Origin of the sequence: Aeromonas sp. QDB14 (assembly GCF_027707845.1) — a bacterium.
In the GTDB taxonomy this organism is placed as follows: Bacteria; Pseudomonadota; Gammaproteobacteria; order Enterobacterales; family Aeromonadaceae; genus Aeromonas; species Aeromonas caviae.
This window is the reverse complement of sequence record NZ_JAPCJD010000010.1, coordinates 33,533-50,503: the sequence shown is the minus strand read 5'-3', so window position 1 is coordinate 50,503 and position 16,971 is coordinate 33,533. Positions and strand designations below refer to the sequence as shown.

Annotated in this window: 24 protein-coding genes; 20 read left to right on the top strand and 4 right to left on the bottom strand. The window is 60.9% G+C overall.

Annotated features, from left to right (window positions below):
* The first annotated feature begins 84 nt into the window (after window positions 1–84).
* The gene (locus PG887_RS05295) at window positions 85–420 is read left to right on the top strand and encodes a hypothetical protein (protein ID WP_270821287.1); all 336 of its coding nucleotides are present in this window, start codon (window positions 85–87) and stop codon (window positions 418–420) included.
* Window positions 421–436: 16 nt separating this feature from the next.
* Here PG887_RS05295 and umuC read toward each other — a convergent pair whose 3' ends face one another.
* On the bottom strand, window positions 437–1,714 hold the full coding sequence (umuC, locus tag PG887_RS05290) for a translesion error-prone DNA polymerase V subunit UmuC (RefSeq protein WP_270821285.1): 1,278 nt from the start codon (window positions 1,712–1,714) through the stop codon (window positions 437–439).
* Window positions 1,711–2,133, bottom strand: coding sequence for a translesion error-prone DNA polymerase V autoproteolytic subunit (gene umuD, locus PG887_RS05285; protein ID WP_270821284.1), 423 nt, complete (start codon window positions 2,131–2,133; stop codon window positions 1,711–1,713). Before umuD ends, umuC begins: the two co-directional genes overlap by 4 nt.
* Before the next feature lie 307 nt (window positions 2,134–2,440).
* Between umuD and PG887_RS05280 the strand changes: the two genes are divergently transcribed.
* Window positions 2,441–3,412, top strand: a complete 972-nt coding sequence (locus PG887_RS05280) for a hypothetical protein (RefSeq protein ID WP_270821283.1) — start codon at window positions 2,441–2,443, stop codon at window positions 3,410–3,412.
* Between the two features lie 452 nt (window positions 3,413–3,864).
* On the opposite strand, the gene PG887_RS05275 is transcribed toward PG887_RS05280, so the two are convergent.
* Both PG887_RS05275 and PG887_RS05270 read right to left on the bottom strand, forming a co-directional pair.
* Window positions 3,865–4,926 (bottom strand): phage portal protein, encoded by a 1,062-nt coding sequence (locus PG887_RS05275; RefSeq protein ID WP_244081748.1) that lies wholly within the window; start codon window positions 4,924–4,926, stop codon window positions 3,865–3,867.
* The gene (locus PG887_RS05270) at window positions 4,923–6,692 is read right to left on the bottom strand and encodes a terminase ATPase subunit family protein (protein ID WP_270821282.1); all 1,770 of its coding nucleotides are present in this window, start codon (window positions 6,690–6,692) and stop codon (window positions 4,923–4,925) included. Before PG887_RS05270 ends, PG887_RS05275 begins: the two co-directional genes overlap by 4 nt.
* A gap of 149 nt (window positions 6,693–6,841) precedes the next feature.
* Between PG887_RS05270 and PG887_RS05265 the strand changes: the two genes are divergently transcribed.
* The 18 genes from PG887_RS05265 to PG887_RS05180 all read left to right on the top strand — a co-directional run bounded on the left by PG887_RS05265 (window position 6,842) and on the right by PG887_RS05180 (window position 16,968).
* Window positions 6,842–7,672 (top strand): GPO family capsid scaffolding protein, encoded by an 831-nt coding sequence (locus PG887_RS05265; protein WP_139737916.1) that lies wholly within the window; start codon window positions 6,842–6,844, stop codon window positions 7,670–7,672.
* Between the two features lie 11 nt (window positions 7,673–7,683).
* The gene (locus PG887_RS05260; RefSeq protein WP_270821281.1) at window positions 7,684–8,715 is read left to right on the top strand and encodes a phage major capsid protein, P2 family; all 1,032 of its coding nucleotides are present in this window, start codon (window positions 7,684–7,686) and stop codon (window positions 8,713–8,715) included.
* Window positions 8,716–8,724: 9 nt separating this feature from the next.
* Window positions 8,725–9,405 (top strand): phage terminase small subunit, encoded by a 681-nt coding sequence (gene gpM / locus PG887_RS05255; protein WP_270821280.1) that lies wholly within the window; start codon window positions 8,725–8,727, stop codon window positions 9,403–9,405.
* Window positions 9,406–9,514: 109 nt separating this feature from the next.
* Window positions 9,515–9,985, top strand: a complete 471-nt coding sequence (locus PG887_RS05250) for a head completion/stabilization protein (protein WP_270821279.1) — start codon at window positions 9,515–9,517, stop codon at window positions 9,983–9,985.
* Window positions 9,985–10,188 carry a tail protein X gene (locus tag PG887_RS05245; RefSeq protein WP_139737920.1) on the top strand — a complete coding sequence of 68 codons (204 nt, stop codon included), beginning with the start codon at window positions 9,985–9,987 and terminating at the stop codon, window positions 10,186–10,188. Before PG887_RS05250 ends, PG887_RS05245 begins: the two co-directional genes overlap by 1 nt.
* A gap of 2 nt (window positions 10,189–10,190) precedes the next feature.
* Complete coding sequence (locus PG887_RS05240) at window positions 10,191–10,421, top strand: TraR/DksA C4-type zinc finger protein (protein ID WP_180344887.1); 231 nt, start codon at window positions 10,191–10,193, stop codon at window positions 10,419–10,421.
* A 15-nt stretch (window positions 10,422–10,436) separates the two neighbouring features.
* Entirely contained in the window at window positions 10,437–10,799 is a 363-nt protein-coding gene (locus PG887_RS05235; RefSeq protein ID WP_041214915.1) for a putative holin, read from the top strand.
* Window position 10,800: 1 nt separating this feature from the next.
* Complete coding sequence (locus PG887_RS05230) at window positions 10,801–11,109, top strand: phage holin family protein (protein WP_270821278.1); 309 nt, start codon at window positions 10,801–10,803, stop codon at window positions 11,107–11,109.
* Window positions 11,106–11,927, top strand: a complete 822-nt coding sequence (locus tag PG887_RS05225) for an N-acetylmuramidase family protein (protein WP_270821277.1) — start codon at window positions 11,106–11,108, stop codon at window positions 11,925–11,927. The genes PG887_RS05230 and PG887_RS05225 overlap by 4 nt, the downstream gene beginning before the upstream one ends.
* Window positions 11,917–12,390, top strand: a complete 474-nt coding sequence (lysB, locus tag PG887_RS05220) for an Rz-like lysis system protein LysB (RefSeq protein ID WP_270821276.1) — start codon at window positions 11,917–11,919, stop codon at window positions 12,388–12,390. The genes PG887_RS05225 and lysB overlap by 11 nt, the downstream gene beginning before the upstream one ends.
* Window positions 12,284–12,526: an Rz1-like lysis system protein LysC gene (lysC, locus tag PG887_RS05215; protein WP_234932323.1), complete on the top strand. Its 243-nt coding sequence runs from the start codon at window positions 12,284–12,286 to the stop codon at window positions 12,524–12,526. The genes lysB and lysC overlap by 107 nt, the downstream gene beginning before the upstream one ends.
* Entirely contained in the window at window positions 12,501–12,971 is a 471-nt protein-coding gene (locus PG887_RS05210) for a phage tail protein (RefSeq protein WP_270821275.1), read from the top strand. Before lysC ends, PG887_RS05210 begins: the two co-directional genes overlap by 26 nt.
* The gene (locus tag PG887_RS05205) at window positions 12,953–13,411 is read left to right on the top strand and encodes a phage virion morphogenesis protein (protein WP_270821274.1); all 459 of its coding nucleotides are present in this window, start codon (window positions 12,953–12,955) and stop codon (window positions 13,409–13,411) included. Before PG887_RS05210 ends, PG887_RS05205 begins: the two co-directional genes overlap by 19 nt.
* Window positions 13,412–13,489: 78 nt before the next feature.
* Window positions 13,490–14,062 carry a phage baseplate assembly protein V gene (locus tag PG887_RS05200; protein WP_270821273.1) on the top strand — a complete coding sequence of 191 codons (573 nt, stop codon included), beginning with the start codon at window positions 13,490–13,492 and terminating at the stop codon, window positions 14,060–14,062.
* Window positions 14,059–14,430 (top strand): GPW/gp25 family protein, encoded by a 372-nt coding sequence (locus PG887_RS05195; protein WP_270821271.1) that lies wholly within the window; start codon window positions 14,059–14,061, stop codon window positions 14,428–14,430. The genes PG887_RS05200 and PG887_RS05195 overlap by 4 nt, the downstream gene beginning before the upstream one ends.
* Window positions 14,427–15,326: a baseplate J/gp47 family protein gene (locus PG887_RS05190; RefSeq protein ID WP_104452366.1), complete on the top strand. Its 900-nt coding sequence runs from the start codon at window positions 14,427–14,429 to the stop codon at window positions 15,324–15,326. Before PG887_RS05195 ends, PG887_RS05190 begins: the two co-directional genes overlap by 4 nt.
* Entirely contained in the window at window positions 15,323–15,955 is a 633-nt protein-coding gene (locus PG887_RS05185; RefSeq protein WP_104452365.1) for a phage tail protein I, read from the top strand. Before PG887_RS05190 ends, PG887_RS05185 begins: the two co-directional genes overlap by 4 nt.
* Entirely contained in the window at window positions 15,952–16,968 is a 1,017-nt protein-coding gene (locus PG887_RS05180; protein WP_270821269.1) for a phage tail protein, read from the top strand. Before PG887_RS05185 ends, PG887_RS05180 begins: the two co-directional genes overlap by 4 nt.
* The last annotated feature ends 3 nt before the right edge of the window (window positions 16,969–16,971 follow it).

Genomic DNA, 16,971 nt, shown 5'->3' with positions numbered 1-16,971 from the left:
GATTTGGCATATTCCTCCCCTGATGACCTGAGATGGCTATTAGATGTAAGCTGCCTCGAACGGAGCTTGAATTGGATACCCAAAATGGAACGCCTGAAAGACCTGCTTGTCACATTGATAATGGAGCCTGGGGTGATGAAGTTCTTTGGTGGCTTGCTGATGATGATCTCTTTGGGAGCACTGGCACTTGGAGGAAGATCACTTCTGTTTGAACGTCGTATTGAACGGGCTTTTACCAAACTCCAGACCATTACAGATGGCAAAGCGGCACTCCCCACCCCACCCGGTCTGTTTGACCAGTGGCCCATAATCCAGGCTATGGTTCCCGAAACCATCATTGGGTTTTTCACTTGGGCCAGTTTTTTCTTGGCGGGGTGGATGATGGTGAGTTTTGGCAAGCAGATCGAACGCATGTACTGATCCCTCTCAGCAATCATCACTTCACCACCGGCAGCTCGCTGAGCTCGGTGGTGTAGCGGGGGCTTAACTGCTCCCGCTTCATCATCCACTCACGGGTATCCCGTCCGCGGGCCGCGAAGTAGACCTTCCCCAGCCGTCCCTGGTTGATCTTGTCGATGACCTGCATCAGCGCCTCGCTGCGTGGGGATTGCTGCTGTACGGCGAACAGGTCGCCCTGTTGCATGCTGGCGGGGGTGAAGTCGGCCAGCATGACGCCCCCTTTCTGGTATCGCTGCTCGTCGCGCCAGATGCGGGGTAGCAACTCGGGGATCAGGGCCAGTAGCGCCCGGGTGTCATGGGTGGGCATGGCCAGCTTGGTGCTCACCTGGTTGCCGTAATAGGGCTCGCGGTCGCTGAACGGGCTGGTGCGAATGAACAGGGTGACGTGCCGGCAGCACATCCCCTCCCCCCGCAGCTTCTCGGCGGCCCGCTCCATGTAGCCAGCGAGCGCCTGGTGCATGGGACCGAACTGAGTGATGCGCTCCCCAAACGAGCGCGAGCAGATGATCTGCTGCTTGGCCTGGGCCTCTTGCTCCAGCTCGGCACAGGGGATCCCCCGCAGCTCCTGCACGGTGCGCTCAACCACCACGCCATACCGGCGCCGCAAGCTCTTGGGATCGGCCGCCACCAGGTCGGCCACCGTCTTGATGCCCTGAGCCTCCAGCTTGGCCGACAGCCGCTGGCCGATGCCCCATATCTCGTCCACCGAGGTGATAGCCATGAGGCGGCCGCGCCGCTCCTCATCGCGCAGATCGACCACCCCCCCGGTGGCTGGCCACTTCTTGGCGGCGTAGTTGGCTAGCTTGGCCAGGGTCTTGGTCGGCGCTATGCCCACCCCGACGATGAGCCCGGTCCACTGCTGCACCCGCTCCCGGATCTGGCGGCCATAGACCACCAGATCACCGGCCCATGACTCGCTCAGCTCGATAAAGGCCTCGTCGATGCTGTAGACCTCCACCGCCGGAGCCATCCCCTCCAGAATGCTCATCACCCGGTTCGACATATCGCCATAGAGGGCGTAGTTGCTGGAGAACCAGACCCCGCCCATGGCCTCGAAGAACTGGCGGATCTGGAAGTACGGCCCCCCCATCTTGATGCCCAGCGCCTTGGCCTCCGCCGAACGGGCCACCACGCAGCCATCGTTGTTGGAGAGCACCACGATGGGCCGCCCCTTGAGGTCGGGGCGAAACAGCCGTTCGCAGCTGGCGTAGAAGTTGTTCACGTCGACCAGGGCGACGGCGCAGTGCTTGTTCATGGGGTTGGCATCATGTGCACGACACAGGTCACCACCCCGAAGATTTCCAGCTCCTGCCCCTCGCTGAAATGGATGGGCCGATAGGCCGGGTTACCCGGGAGCAGCGCCACTGTGGGTTCAAGCTGCAGTTTCTTCACCGTGAACTCGCCATCGACCGCGGCGATCACCACGCTGCCATGAACCGCCTTGCGGCTGCGGTCCACAACCAGCAGATCGCCATCGCGGATCCCGTGGTCGACCATGCTGTCACCGGCCGCCCGCACGAAGTAGGTGGCCGCTGGGTGCGCCACGCACAGCTGATTGAGGTCGATGGTCTGCTCGGTGTAATCCTGCGCTGGCGACGGAAAGCCACAGGCCACCGGGGAGAGAAACAGGGGCAGCTCCAACAAGGGAGCATCAGGAGTGGGTTGAGCAAACATACGGGGCATCTCGATAGGCTGTATAAAAACACAGTATAGCAAACAGCCCAGAGAGGATCACCGTTCGGCGTTTGGGTCTCATTTCGGTTAGTGAAATGTTCAAGAGAAATACATAAATGGTGTCCGACACTCACGCAAAGCGTGACCAAATTCGGTTCAAAAGATATTCTGCCAGTATAAAGAATAGGGGCTTCACAAATGGGTGTTTTTAATCAAGAACGAAATCAGTAAACTTTAAGACAATATGAAACAATGTCCATAATAGCTATCATTATTTTTAAAAAATGAAATATTGAAAGGAGATAATATGGGGGAGACCTTACTTGCGCTGCTTCCATCTGTGCATGCATCACTTATTGGTATTATAACCGCTTTCTATTTGGCATATTTTGTCTATGGCTATCAAAAGATTGATGAAGCGAAAGACAACCTTAATGTTGCCACCAATGAATTATATAAGCATCTATTTTCAATACAACAATCCGATATGGGAGTGCCACCTAGCTACATACTAAATGGGGAGCATATGGACTGGACGAAAATGATATTCCATTTGAATGAAACTAACTACACACCAAATAGTAAATCTCATGATACATACCGTGAAGTAAGTTCAATTTTATATGCCGCTCTGTCTAAATTTCCATTTGCAGAATCTCAATGTGAAAGCAGCATGCCCACTAATGAACTCAAGATTAAAACGAGCATGGGATACTTTAACTTAAAGAGAACGTATATGATTCAAGATAGAATCTATCAAATGGCCAGTTTTTTGGACTCTCACCAACAGAAATTACTTGATTTGGCAAATGCTACAGACGAAATCCGTAACGGAAATAGAGAATTACATGATAAATATATGGCGCAAAGAAAAGTTGATTCTGCAGGCATAGACCATAGCACACTATGTTATATCCCACCAACTAAAGGCCATTATTTCAACAATAAAGCCATCGAGGATTACATAAATGCAGTTTTTAATATAAAACAATATTGCTTAGACGAGTTGGTAAGGACAACAAATATTGTTGTGTCTAGAATTGATCGGTATAAGCCAAAAGCCAATAGCATAGATTTATTAAAATTTTCTTCGTTCATTATAGCGTGGGGCATTATGGCGCCGATGATTACCCTGACTGTTTATGATGAATTCACATCATTAGAAAATTACATTCCAATGAAAATCATTGCCTTGTTTTATTTAGCTGCAACAGTAACCCCATATATATATAGGAGCTACAAATTATTAACACTCTTAAAAGGAAGCAATCATTACTAACAAAAAACACAACGGTGAATTGTTATTTCAAACAATACCTATTAAATTAATTCTATTTTTAACCTGCTGGTAAATACAAATCACAACCTCTGAAAAATCCGAAGCAGGCAAAGATGCAATGATTTGACAGAAAATGAAGGATCACAGAAAGGATCCGAATCCCCGCGCGCGGCCAGCGCTGGCGCAGGGTGCCGGTAGCCAGAGCCAGTCTTTCACCTGCATGATTTTCCACACATAAAGCGGGCAGGCGAGGCGGGGTCCCGATTGCGCGCCAGCGGTGCTGGCAGGGGGGCAGCAGGCGGCTCCAGCCGCTCAGGATGCGCGTGAAAGGATCTGCGAGGGTGCAAGGGTAGCCCGCATCGGTGATGCAGCAGCGGGCCGCTGATGCGGCCACGTGAGGGGCAAAATAAAACCCCGCCAGGTGGCGGGGTGGTCGGGATGCACAGGCCGGGTCAGCGCAGCATGTCGCCTTGGCTGGCCTGCTCGATGCCGGCGGCCAGCTTGTAAGGGTTGAACCGGATCACCTCCTCCCCTGCCCAGTCATTGAGCGCCAGCAGGCTGGCCTTGATGCTGTCGATCTCGTTGATGTCGAACACCTGGGCGGCCTTGGTCACATCGCCGAACCCGCCCGTGCTGTTCGGCATCACTCCCATCAGCTGGGGCGGTACCCGGTGGGTGGCCAACTGGTCGTCGCGGCTGACGTTCTTGATGGAGAGAAAATCATCCTTGGCCGCCACCTCGGCAACCGGGATCAGCCTCACCCCGTCCTTGCTGCCGTTAGGGGTGTAGAGCAAGAGGTTGCGGAAGTTGCCGGGCCCCTTGCTCTGGCGCAGCGCCTCACGCAAGGCCGCAATGTCGCCCTCGTTCTGCACCGCGTCGGTGATGTGCATGATGAACCCGGCGTGGGAACCGTTCTCGTAATACTTGCGGCGAAACAGGGTGGCAGACTCATTGAGCAGGGTGGAATTGAGCCCGCCGACATAGTCGGGGATGCCGTAGATCTCCTGGTTGATGTCGCTCTCCATCACATGGCCAACCCGCCCGGCCGGCAGCGCCTGCTCCTGCCCGGGCTGGGCAATCCACCAATAGGTGTCCAAGTCCAGAGCCCGCCGGGTGTATTTAGCCCGCAGGTGGTCATAGCGCAGCACCCCGCCGAGCCGGTTCTGCACCGCCTGCAGATAGCCGTTGCCGAAGATCAGATAGTCCAGCGCCAACCCGGTGAAGGCGGCCAAACTCAGTTTCGGATGCGGGATGAAACAGGAACGCAGGATGTTGCGCTTCACCTGGATGGCCGAGGCGTGATGCACCCCGGCCCGATAGACCCGAGACAGCCCATTGAGGGAGAGGGGCGGCTCGTACCAGCGGCCGTTGTGCATGGCCTCCAGGTAGTCGAACACCTCCCGTTGCGATAAGACGGGCACCGGCTCGCCAAAGCTGAACGCCTCGATGGCCGCGCCGGGTTTCTGGGTCGCCGTCATCGGCGAGGTATGGCGCTGTGGGCGGCGCTTTCTCATGCGAAAATCTCCATCATGCTGGTATTGGCACCGGTGGCACCTGCCAGCGGTTCGTGTAACAGGGCCTGCATCGTTGCCCAGGCAATATCGGCGTGGCTGGTTTCCTCTGACCGGCTGGCCTCAAAGGTCGGCAGCTTGCCGCCCGCGGTCACGGCGCGGCGGATGCTCATGAACGCCTGGGCGAGGTCGGTCCAACCGCTGTCAAACTCCAGCCGCCCCTTGTTCATCACATCCTGTGCCTTCATCACCATCTGGATTTTCACGCTCGGGTTGTACTGGATAGGGGTCGCCGCCGGGTAGAACTGCTTCACCAACTGGTAGACCCCCTCCCCGATCCCGGTCGTATCGATGCCGATGTAGCACACGTTGTAGCGCTCGCACATGGCCTTGATGGCTCGCGCCTGGGCGTCGAAGTCCATCCCGCTCCAGCGGTGGCGCTCCAGCACCCGGAACTTGCCGCCGGGCACCGCCGGCGGAGCCAGCACGGCGCAACCTGCGCTATCCCCCTGCCCACCCTTGGCCGGGTCATAGCCGATCCACACCGGCCGGCTACCCAGCGGACGCAGGGCAAAGGGCTTGTAGTCGTCCCACAGTTCCCAGCTGTCGACCATGCAGCGCTGCAGGGTAACGAGCGGGAACACGCTCGAGGTGTCATCCATGAAGATGCACATCAGCAGGTTGAGGTATTCCTCCTCGGAGTACTCGCTGCGCAGCTGATCCAGGTCGAACAGGTCGCAGCCACCGCGCACCGCATCTTCGACCGTGACAATCTGCCGCCACTGACCATCGGCGCACAGCTTACCGCTGGCAAGATTGGCGTGGCTCAGGTCAATCTCGACCCGGTCTGCCTTCGCCTTGCCACGGTTGAAGTTGGCGCCGGACCAGAACGCATAGGCGGGATGGGAAAGGCTGGATGGGGTGGAAATGTAGGTCTGGCGCCACTTCTTGTGCATCGCCATGCCGGAAGCCACCTTGCGGAACTCCAGGAAGCCATGGATCCAGAAGTACTCATCCATGTAGATGTTGCCGTGGTAGCTCTGGGCGGTGCGGGCGTTGGTGCCGAGGAAGTAGAGGTGCGCTCCGTTCGGTAGCACCATGGGGTCGCCCTTGAGCTCCACCCCCTCCTCCTTGGCAAACTGGATGATGTACTGCTTGAACACATGAGCCTGCGCCTTGCTGGCCGACAGGAAAATCTGGTTGCGCCCGGTGACCAGGGCATCGATGAAGGCCTCGAAGGCAAAGAAGTAGGTCGCCCCAATCTGGCGAGACTTGAGCAGGTTGCGGATCCTGTGCTGGTTGCCAGCCTCGTACCAGGTGCGCTGGTAGCCAAACATGGTGGACTCGAAGCGCTCGATCAGCCGCTCTTGCTGTTCGGGCTCCACCACATTGCGCTCGGGTGCCTTCTTCGGCCCCTTGTTGCGGTTCGCCACCTTGGGGTTGAGGTCGACCTCGTTGCCTCCGTTGCTGTACTTGTTGACCCGGGCGATCCGCTCCAACTGCCTACCCAGCAGGTCAATCTCCTTGAAGTCGCCGCCGCTTTTCACCTCCTTGGCGATCAGCTGGCACATCCGCGCCTCGATGGCGAAGTCGACCCGGTCAATGGGTTTGATGTCATCCCAGCCGTCGCGCTTCTTCCAGGTCGAGATAGTCCCCTCCGGCGTCTGCAGCAATTCAGCAATGGCGCGGAGCGGATAGCCCTGGAAGAACAGGTGCATGGCCTGCCGTCTGGGTTCGATATGGGGGAAAAGTAAGGGTGCTGTCGTCATGGCGCCAGTCTACCCAGCCACAACCCATCCAAACGCCACCGCGCCAGTGTGCCAGCGCCGTACACACTGGCCGCCGATTGCACGATCCCGCCTGTCACCCAGACCATAACCGCGACATCACCACCCAATCACCAAAGGGATCCCAGCTCATGGCGAAGAAAGCAAAATTCAAGCGCGTCGCGGTGGCAGGCCAAACCACCGACGGCCGCACCATCGCGCCGGAATGGCTCACCCAGGCAGCCAAAAACTACAACCGCGAAAAGTACGGCGCCCGCGTCAACCTCGAACACTACCTCAGCCCGTTCCCTGATAGCGATTTTCGCGCCTATGGCGACGTGATCTCCGTCTATGCCGAAGAGGTCGAGATCGACGGCGAAAAGAAAATGGCCCTGTTCGCCGATATCGACCCGACCGAAGACCTGATCAAACTCAACAAAGCCCGCCAGAAGGTTTACACCTCCGTCGAGCTGGATCTGGACTTTGCCGGTACCGGCGAGGCCTACCTGGTAGGTCTTGCAGTGACCAACACCCCCGCCAGCCTTGGTACCGAATACCTCCAGTTCTGCGCCGGTGCTGGTGACAAAAGTCCGCTGGCCGCGCGCAAGCAAAAATCGACCAACCTGTTTACCTGCGCCATCGAAACCGAGGTCGAATTCACCGAAGAGGGCGACAAGGGCCCAGGTCTGCTGGAACGGGTCACCGCGCTGTTCTCCACCCACAAGAAGCAATCCACCGCCGATTTAAGCGATGTGCACCAGGCCGTCGAGACCGTTGCGAAAGAAGTGACCAGCCTCGATGCCGTCCTGCAGAAGAAGTTCACCGAGCAGGGCAAGACCATCACCGAGCTGACCAGCAAGCAGGATGCCACCGCCAAGGCGCTGGCCGACCTCACCGCCAAGCTGGAAGGCCAGGAAGACCTCAGCCACAAGCGCGATCCCGCCACCGGTGGCGATGGCACCTCCATTCAAACTGACTGCTAAGGACCCAATCCATGCGTAACGAAACCCGCCAGAAGTTCAACGAGTTCACCGGCCAGGTGGCCAAACTCAACGCCATCACCAGTGCCATGGTGCAGTTCAGCGTGCAGCCCAGCGTCCAGCAGACACTGGAAACCAAGATGCAGGAGTCGGTCGCCTTCCTTTCCATGATCAACATGGTGCCGGTGGATGAACTCAAGGGGCAGAAGGTCGGCATCGGCATCAGCAGCACCATCGCCGGCCGTACCAACACCGATAACAAGGACCGCCAGCCCAACAACCCGGCCGCCCTGTATGACCACAACTACGAGTGCGCCCAGACCAACTACGACACCATGATCGGCTACGCCCAACTCGATTCGTGGGCCAAATTCCCCGACTTCCAGACCCGTATTCGCGATGCCATCATCACGCGCCAGGGGCTGGACCGGATCATGATCGGCTGGCACGGCACCAGCGCGGCTCCCGACACCGATCGGAATGCCAACCCCCTGCTGCAAGACGTCAACATCGGTTGGCTGCAGCACATCCGCACAGATGCACCGGCCCAAGTCATGAGCGAGGGCACCGAGGGAAGCGGCAAGATTTACGTGGATACCACCGACGGCGACTACAAGAACCTCGACGCCTTGGTGTTCGACGCCGTCAACGAGCTGATTAAACCCTGGTTCCAGGACGACACCGATCTGGTGGTGATCTGCGGTCGCAAGCTGCTGTCCGACAAGTATTTCCCCATCATCAACGACGCCAGCGACAACCAGAACAAGTTGGCAGGCCAGGTGCTGGTGAGCCAGAAGCAGATCGGCGGGCTCAAGGCTGTGCGCGTCCCCTTCTTCCCGGAAGACGCTCTGCTGATCACCAAACTCAGCAACCTCTCTATCTACTGGCAAGACGGAGCCCGCCGCCGCCATATCGATGAAGAGCCCAAGCGCAACCGCATCGTCAACTACGAAAGCTCCAATGACGCCTACGTGGTCGAGGACTACGACTGCGCCGCCCTGGTCGAAAACATCGTCATGGGGCCGAACCCGGCCCCCGGCGAGTAAGGGGGTGACATGACTCCCGCCCGTCGCCACCGCGAAAGAGCACTGGCCGCCCTGCAAGGGGCGGCCAGTCCCCAGTTCGACCAGGCCCGTGCCAACGCTTACGAACTCCAGCTGATGCAGTTGGCCGAACACCGCCGCACCCTCAAAGGCATCCAGAGCATCGAACGCAAGATCGACGCCAAGCGCACCATGCTGCCGGTCTACAAGCCTTGGATTGATGGCCTGCTGGCCGCCGACCGGGGCGGCCAGGATGACGTCCTCGTCACCGTCATGCTCTGGACCCTCGACACCGGCGATCTCGAAGGGGCCTTCAACATGGCCGACTACGTGATCCGCCACGGCCTCAGTACCCCGGACCGCTACGAACGCACCGCCGCCACCATGATCGCCGAAGAAGTCGCCGACACCGCCATCAAGCAGCAAGAAGCCGGCGCGGGACCCTCCCTGCCCCTGCTCAATCGCTATCTGGCCATGTTGGCCGACTGCGACATCTTCGACCAGGTGCGCGCCAAGCTGCACAAGGCGGTAGGCCGTGCCTGCCTCGCCGATGGGCTCAAGCAGCAGGCCGCCGAGCACTACCGGCGCGCCATCGAGCTGCATGACAAGGTCGGCATCAAGAAAGAGCTCGAAGTGCTCGAGCGCGAACTGAAAAAAGAACAGCAGCCCGACGCCACCGGCGGCGGCAGCTAACCGAGCGAACCCCGCACCCTGGGCGGCTCGGGCCTGACGAATGCGTTTCGCATACCAGACGGCCCGACCACCGCCCAACAAACGGGCTACCACCAGAACCAGGAGCACCATGAGCACCGGATTCATCGCCACCGCACCGACCGCACCGGATGAAGGGCAAGTCACCAGCGATCCATTCTGGCCAGCGATCTCGCTGCCTGACCTGCGCGACACCGTCCGGCTCGATGGCACCGTCACCTCGGCCCGCCTCAAGCATGCCGTGATCGACGCCATCACCAGCGTCAACCGGGATCTGGCTGACTGGCGCCGCGCCCGTGAGGCAGAAGGGGTCGCCACCCTGGCCGCCGTACCGGGCGAGGTCATCAATGGCGAATCGGCGCACCTGCACAGCTATCGACGCGCCGTCTATGCCATGACCCGCGCCAACCTGCTGGAGCGTTACACCGACTACAGCGCCACCGGTGATGGCGTCAAAGGGGCCGATGCCAAAATCATCAGCTCTGACGACCTCTACCGCGACGCCCGCTTTGCCATTCGCGACATCCTCGGTACCACCCACATCACCGTGGCGCTCATCTGATGGAACTGCGCAGCCAACAGGGTGACACCCTCGACCTCATCCTGTTCCGGCACTACGGCTACACCGCAGGCATCACCGAGCAGGTGCTCGCACTCAACCCCGGTTTGGCCGCGCTCGGCCCCATCCTCCCGACCGGAACCCTCATCACAATGCCAGCGGCCCCCACCCAGGCCGAGCAGCCGCTGATCCAGCTATGGGAATGACCATGAGCCGCCTCGACGACGAACTCGAACGACTGGCCGACATCAGCGAGCAGCAACTCGCTGCCCGCATCCACGCCGCCCGCATCAGTGGCACCGGCCCGCACTACTGCATCGACTGCGACAACACCATCCCGCAGGCGCGCCGTGAAGCGATCCGGGGCTGCGAACGCTGCGCCGAGTGCCAGACCATCCACGAATTTCAAACCGCTCGCCACTACGGCAGCAAACGATAAAAACAGGAGAGCACGATGCCAGAACCCATTTCATCCAGTGCAGCAACCAGCACCCTGAGCGCCTTGGCGTTGCTGTCCCTCTTCCCGGGCGTTGACCCCGGCGTCCTGCTCGGTGCATTCGCCGGGGCGCTGGTGTTCATCGCCACCACCGCCGAGCTGGGCAACCTGCGCAAAGCGGGCCTGTTCGTTGCCGCCTTCGTGGCGGGGGCACTGGCGGCACCGCTGGTTGCCGCCATGCTGGCCAGCGTGCTGCCGCTCAGCGTCGAGGTCCCCAGGGCTGTCGGCGCAATGCTCGCCTCGGCGCTGGCCGTCCACCTGTTGCAGTGGATCCTGCGCAAAACGCCGGAAGACCTGCTCAAACTCCGCAAAGGGGGCTGACATGCTAACCATCCTCTACGCCATGATCTGCGCCGCCATCGCGCTGCGTATCGCCACCTTCAACCGCAACGGGGGCGACTATCGCCCCCTCCCTGCCGTGCTGGCCTGGCTGCTCACCTTCGCCGCCGGTTCCGTGCCCCTGCGTGCCCTGATCGGGGCACTGCCAGCTCCTGACCCCGCCGCCGTCCTGCTGGCCTCTGTCATACTCACCGCCCTGATCGGCTCTCGCGGATCCGTCATGCGCCTACTGCCGCGCCGTCGTCAGCAACCGACCACCGCCAGCCACCAGAACGGGAGGTTTCAACCATGAGCCTCAAAAAAGGGGATACCGGCGCCGCCGTCGCCGACCTGCAGCGTCGCCTGGCCAAAGCCGGTTATCCGCTCGATCCGGATGGCTGGTTTGGCGATGCCACCGAGCGCGCCCTGCTTGCCTTCCAGCAGGACTACATGATCACCGCCATCGGCCAAGCAGGCCCCCGCACCATGGCCGCCCTGCTCGGCAGCGAGCGGGGCAACCAGTTGCGCATCGGCGACATGCAGGCTGGCGCTGACCTGCTGGGCCTGCCGCTGGCCACCATGGCCACCGTCGCCCAGGTCGAGAGCATCGGCGAGGGGTTCACCACCGACATGCGCCCGGTGGTGCTGTTCGAGCGGCATGTGTTCTACAAGCAGCTCACCCAGCACCTGGGCAAGGGCACTGCCGACCAGATGGCCGCCCATTACCCCAACCTGGTCAACCCCAAGCGCGGCGGCTATGCGGGCGGGGCGGCCGAGTGGGAGCGGCTGCAACTCGCCATCAGCTTGCACCGGGATGCCGCCATCGAGTCGGCCAGTTGGGGGATGTTCCAGATCATGGGCTTCCACTGGCAGGCGCTGGGCTTTGCCTCGGCCAGCGACTGGCAGACCGCCATGCAGCGCAGCGAAGTGGACCACCTCACCGCCCTGTGCAGCTTCATCCAGCAAGATCCCGCCATGCACAAGGCCATGCAGGGTCGAAAGTGGGCTGACTTTGCCCGCCGCTACAACGGCCCGGCCTACAAGGACAATGACTACGACACCAAGCTGGCCAAGGCATACGACCATTTTGCCAAGGTCTATCCGGTGAAGGAGGTGGCGGATGTGGCCTAACCTCCTGCGCTCCCCCCTCACCTGGTTGCTGCTGGCCCTAGCCGTTGCCTTGGCTGGCTGGGGCTGGTCGGCCCGCTCTGCCGCCAAGGCTGAGGGCAAAGTCTCCACCCTGCAAAGCGACCTCAAGGCCGCCAGCAACAAGGCCAAAGAGGCCGAGCAGCGGGAGAAACTCAAAGACGGGGTGATCGATACCATCACCGACGAGCTGGACGCCCAGGCAACCGCCGCCGCCACGCTGCAACGCCAGCTTGGCGATCTGACCATCACGGCCGCCACCCGGGCCGACACCATCAAGAGGCTCAAACGTGAAAATGCTGAACTCAAGGAGTGGGCTGATCGCCCTCTGCCTGATCCTGTTGTCAGGCTGCTCCAGCGCCCCGCCCTCACCGGCGCCGCAGATTATCAGGCTCACCTGTCCGGTCCAGGCGCCCTGCCAACTGCCGGCAGCCAGCCCGGTCAATAACGGCGATCTGCTCGACCAACTGACCCAGACCGAGGCAGCCTGGGCCGCCTGCGCCGCCCAAGTCGACAGCCTTATCGCCTGCCAGCAACGCCACCAGAACGGGAGGGAACATGGAAAAGCCAAAACAGATCCGTGAGGTGCTGACCCGCTGCGTGCCTCACCTCAATACCAACCCCGACAAGCTGCATATCTTCATCGCCCCGGGCAACGTCGAAAGCACCGGCGCCCGCTCGCTCTCGTTCGAGTGGCAATACCCCCTCACCATCGGCATAGAAGACTTTGCTGGCCACCCGGATCAGATCATGGTGCCGCTGCTGGCCTGGCTGCGCCAACACCAGCCCGAGCTGATGACCAACGACGAGCGGCGCAAGGAGGGCATCACCTTCGAGGCGGAATACCTCGCCAACGACCTGATGGATCTCATCATCACCGTCAAGCTGACCGAGCGGGTCAGGGTGTGGCAAAACGAGCAGGGCATTGGATGGGAGCACCTGCCTGAGCCGCCGGAAGACCCTTACGACGGCATCACCTGGGAACTCTTCATCAACGGGGAGCATCAGCCATGGCCGCCGACGACCTGAGCCGCCTGACCAGTTGGGCCGATGGCCTGCTGGCCAGCATGGAGCCCGCCGCCCGCCGTCAGTTGGCGGGCGAGATGGCCCGCACCTTGCGCACCAGCCAGGCCCTGCGGATCCGCGCCAACCGCCAGCCCGATGGCAGCCCCATGGCCCCGCGCAAGCCTCAGCCCAAGCTGAAAAAAAACCGGGGGCGCCTGCGCCGCAAGATGTTCTTCAAGATAAGCAACCCCGCCTGGCTCAAGGCCCGCGCCAGTGAACAACAGGCCGTGGTGGAGTTTGTCGGCACCGCCAACCGGCTCGCCACCATTCACCAATATGGCCTCAAAGACCGCATCAAGGGCCGCGAGATCTCATACCCGGCACGGGAACTGCTCGGCATCACAGAACAAGAGCGGGACCAGCTAGAAACCACCCTGCTCGCCCACCTCACCAAAGGACTATAACCACCGCAGCCAGTGTGCCAGCGCCGTACACACTGGCCGACCCTCGCCTTCCCGGCCATTGCCCAAAACAATGGCCCCATGCAACCGACCCCGACTGAACTCCAACGCCTGATCGACAACCTGATCCGCATCGGCACCGTCACTGCCGTGCGATCCGGGGAATGTCGCGTCAAAACCGGCGACCTCATCACCAACTGGCGGCCCTACGCAACTGCGCGGGCCGGGAAGAACCGCACCCGCCATCGCCTCTCCATTGGCGAACAGGTGCTGATGCTCTCGGTCAGCGGCGACCCGCGCAATGCCTACATCGTCGGCCCCATCAATTGCGCTGCCTTCCCAGAGCCCTTGGCAGACGATGACAACCCGGATCTCGACCGCACCGAATACAGCGATGGCGCCGTCATCGAATACAACCCGGCCACCGGGACGCTCAATGCCACCGGCATCAAGACCGCCACCCTCTCGGCCTCCGTCACCGTCAAGCTGATCACCCCCCTGGTGGAATGCACCCAGGCACTCAAGGTTGGTTCGACCATCGAGGCGGGCGGCAAGATCACCGCCCCCACGGCCAAGATAGGCAACGTCGAAGTCACCACCCACAAACACAGCGACGTCAGCACTGGCGGCGGCCAAACAGGGGGCCCGGCATGAACTGGCTCGGCATGAATGCAGCCTCTGGCCGCGCCATCAGCGCCACCGACCACATCATCCAGTCGGTGCGCGACATCCTCATCACCCCGGTGGGGTCACGGGTCATGCGCCGCGACTACGGCAGCGAGCTGTTTTACCTCATCGACCAGCCCCAGCATCAGGCCACCCGCCTGCGCCTGATGGCCGCCACCGTGCAGGCCCTCATCAACTGGGAACCCCGCATCACCATCACCCGGGTCGATGTGCTGGGCGGCGGCATGGATGGCGCCCTCACCGTCGAGCTCACCTGGCAGCGCAAGGACGGCGGCGCGCCGGGTACCGGAACAGAGAGCGCCACTATTGCCATTCCCACAGGAGCCGCCAATTGAGCACCATCACCCTCTCCCAACTGCCCCAGCCCGATGTGATCGAGCTGCTCGATTTCGAAACCATCCTGGCCGAGCGCAAGGCCTATTTCGTCAGCCTCTACCCGGCTGACCAACAAGCCAGCGTCGAAGCCACCCTGGCCCTCGAATCAGAACCCATCACCAAGCTGCTGCAAGAGAATGCCTATCGCGAACTCATCCTGCGCCAGCGCATCAACGATGCGGCGGTGGCCAATATGCTGGCATGGGCCAAGGGGAGCGATCTCGACAACCTGGTGGCCAACTGGAAAGTCACCCGCCTCACCATCCAGCCGGGTGACCCCACCGCCACACCGCCGGTACCGGAAATAAAAGAAGATGACGAGGCGCTGATCCTGCGTGCCCTGATGGCCTGGGATGGCCTCAGCGTGGCGGGCCCGACGGGCGCCTATGAGTATTTCGCCCTCTCGGCTGACGGTAAGGTGGCTGACGCCAAAGGGTCCAGCCCAGCGCCCGCCGAGGCGCTAGTCACCATCCTCAGCACCGAGGGGAACGGCAGCGCCGATGCGGCGTTGATCGCCAAAGTCACCCAAGCCCTGAGCCAGGAAGACAGGCGCCCAGTGGCCGACCGGCTCACCGTGCAGAGCGCCGGCATCATCAACTACACCATCACCGCCAAGCTGCACATCGACAGTCAGGGGGCCGAGGTGGATGTGATCCTGCAGGCTGCCCGCGAACAGCTCGCCGCCTTTATCAATCCCCGCCGCCGCATCGGGGTCGAGGTGCCGCGCTCCGCCATCGATGCCGCCCTGCACGTGCAGGGCGTGCGCAAGGTCGAGCTGACTGGCTGGGCTGACATCATCCCGAGCGCCACCCAGGCCGCCTACTGCACCGGCTTCACCGTGGAGCGGGCCCCATGACCACCCTGCTGCCACCCAGCACCAGCCGCACCGAACGCAACCTGGCCACGGCGGGCGCCGCAGCCCAGCAGTTGCCAATCCCATTACGCACGCTCTGGTCACCCTGGACGTGCCCCGCTCACCTGCTGCCCTATCTGGCTGCCAGCTGGAGTGTTGACCGCTGGGATGACAACTGGCCAGAGGCCACCAAGCGCCAGGTCATTGCCAACAGCTACTTCGTGCACAGCCGCAAGGGCACCATCGGCGCCATCCGCCGGGTGGTGGAACCGCTGGGCTATCTGATCCGGGTGTTGGAATGGTGGCAGGAGACGCCCGCCGCCACCCGGGGCACCTTCAAGCTCGACATCGGCGTGCTCGATACCGGCATCACCGAGGCCATGTATCCAGAGCTGGAACGGCTGATCGCCGACGCCAAGCCCATGACCCGCCACATGACGGGCCTCGCCATCAGCATGGAAACCCGCGGCCAGATCTACATGGCCGCCGCCTGCTACCTGGGCGACGAGTTGACCATATACCCCTACAGCCCTGGCGTTATTGAAGTCAGTGGCCAAGCGTGGCACGGCGGCATCACCCACACCATCGACACCATGACCATTCAACCGCAACAGACAGGAGGTGCTGCTTGAGCGCTATCTACTTCGCCATCCTCACCGATGCCGGCCAGGCCAAAATGGCAAACGCCCTCGCGCTGGGCGTGCCGCTGAAAATCACCCACATGGCCGTCGGCGATGGCAACGGTCAGCCCGTCACGCCAAACGCCGCCCAGACAGCACTGGTCAGGGAGCGGCGGCGCGCACCCATCAACACCCTGTTTCAAGACCCCACCAACCAGTCGCAGTTGGTCGCCGAGCAGATCATTCCGGAAAACGTCGGTGACTGGTGGATCCGTGAAGCCGGCATCTTCTCCGAAGATGGCACCCTGATCGCCATCGCCAACACCCCGGACACCTACAAACCACTGCTCAGCAGTGGTGCAGGCCGCACCCAGGTGATCCGCATCGTGCTGATCGTCAGCGACACCAGCGCGGTGGAGCTCAAGATTGACCCGGCCGTAGTGCTGGCGACCCGCAAGTATGTCGATGACCTGATGGCGGCCCACAAGCAAAGTCGCGATCACCCGGATGCCAGCGAGACCGCCAAGGGCTTTACCCGCTACGCCACCCAGGCACAAGTCAATGAAACCGTCCCTGCCAATCAAAAAGATGATGTGGTGGTGACGGTGAAAAAATTGTGGGGCTGGGTCAAGCAGGCCAGTGAGACCATGCAGGGTATGATGAAGGTGGCCACACAAACGCAGACCGATGCAGGCACGGCCGATGATGTGGTCGTGACCCCGAAGAAGCTGCTTAATGGCGTCAGTAAAACAGTTGCCCAAGTTGGCTACTTAAAACTCCCCAGCTGGTTGGGAGGCATCATTATCCAATGGGGGACACACATCCCCTCGGCAGCGCTGGCAGAACAATCAATCACCTTGCCAGTTACCTACCCCAACCAGCTCCTGGGGTTCTATGTCATTCCTCAAAATGGAGCTGCAAATCCGTCATCGGCCTGGCGTGTCGGTACCCCGACGACGAGCAGTTTCTCATATGCCATGAATGGTCAAGTTCAGACCGTGTACTGGTACTCGATCGGTCGCTGACAA

Excerpts from the sequence above, each read along its gene's own strand:
- PG887_RS05295 (WP_270821287.1), top strand. The coding sequence starts at position 85 with ATGGAACGCCTGAAAGACCTGCTTGTCACATTGATAATGGAGCCTGGG.
- umuC (WP_270821285.1), bottom strand. The coding sequence starts at position 1,714 with ATGAACAAGCACTGCGCCGTCGCCCTGGTCGACGTGAACAACTTCTAC.
- umuD (WP_270821284.1), bottom strand. The coding sequence starts at position 2,133 with ATGTTTGCTCAACCCACTCCTGATGCTCCCTTGTTGGAGCTGCCCCTG.
- PG887_RS05280 (WP_270821283.1), top strand. The coding sequence starts at position 2,441 with ATGGGGGAGACCTTACTTGCGCTGCTTCCATCTGTGCATGCATCACTT.
- PG887_RS05275 (WP_244081748.1), bottom strand. The coding sequence starts at position 4,926 with ATGAGAAAGCGCCGCCCACAGCGCCATACCTCGCCGATGACGGCGACC.
- PG887_RS05270 (WP_270821282.1), bottom strand. The coding sequence starts at position 6,692 with ATGACGACAGCACCCTTACTTTTCCCCCATATCGAACCCAGACGGCAG.
- PG887_RS05265 (WP_139737916.1), top strand. The coding sequence starts at position 6,842 with ATGGCGAAGAAAGCAAAATTCAAGCGCGTCGCGGTGGCAGGCCAAACC.
- PG887_RS05260 (WP_270821281.1), top strand. The coding sequence starts at position 7,684 with ATGCGTAACGAAACCCGCCAGAAGTTCAACGAGTTCACCGGCCAGGTG.
- gpM (WP_270821280.1), top strand. The coding sequence starts at position 8,725 with ATGACTCCCGCCCGTCGCCACCGCGAAAGAGCACTGGCCGCCCTGCAA.
- PG887_RS05250 (WP_270821279.1), top strand. The coding sequence starts at position 9,515 with ATGAGCACCGGATTCATCGCCACCGCACCGACCGCACCGGATGAAGGG.
- PG887_RS05245 (WP_139737920.1), top strand. The coding sequence starts at position 9,985 with ATGGAACTGCGCAGCCAACAGGGTGACACCCTCGACCTCATCCTGTTC.
- PG887_RS05240 (WP_180344887.1), top strand. The coding sequence starts at position 10,191 with ATGAGCCGCCTCGACGACGAACTCGAACGACTGGCCGACATCAGCGAG.
- PG887_RS05235 (WP_041214915.1), top strand. The coding sequence starts at position 10,437 with ATGCCAGAACCCATTTCATCCAGTGCAGCAACCAGCACCCTGAGCGCC.
- PG887_RS05230 (WP_270821278.1), top strand. The coding sequence starts at position 10,801 with ATGCTAACCATCCTCTACGCCATGATCTGCGCCGCCATCGCGCTGCGT.
- PG887_RS05225 (WP_270821277.1), top strand. The coding sequence starts at position 11,106 with ATGAGCCTCAAAAAAGGGGATACCGGCGCCGCCGTCGCCGACCTGCAG.
- lysB (WP_270821276.1), top strand. The coding sequence starts at position 11,917 with ATGTGGCCTAACCTCCTGCGCTCCCCCCTCACCTGGTTGCTGCTGGCC.
- PG887_RS05210 (WP_270821275.1), top strand. The coding sequence starts at position 12,501 with ATGGAAAAGCCAAAACAGATCCGTGAGGTGCTGACCCGCTGCGTGCCT.
- PG887_RS05205 (WP_270821274.1), top strand. The coding sequence starts at position 12,953 with ATGGCCGCCGACGACCTGAGCCGCCTGACCAGTTGGGCCGATGGCCTG.
- PG887_RS05200 (WP_270821273.1), top strand. The coding sequence starts at position 13,490 with ATGCAACCGACCCCGACTGAACTCCAACGCCTGATCGACAACCTGATC.
- PG887_RS05195 (WP_270821271.1), top strand. The coding sequence starts at position 14,059 with ATGAACTGGCTCGGCATGAATGCAGCCTCTGGCCGCGCCATCAGCGCC.
- PG887_RS05185 (WP_104452365.1), top strand. The coding sequence starts at position 15,323 with ATGACCACCCTGCTGCCACCCAGCACCAGCCGCACCGAACGCAACCTG.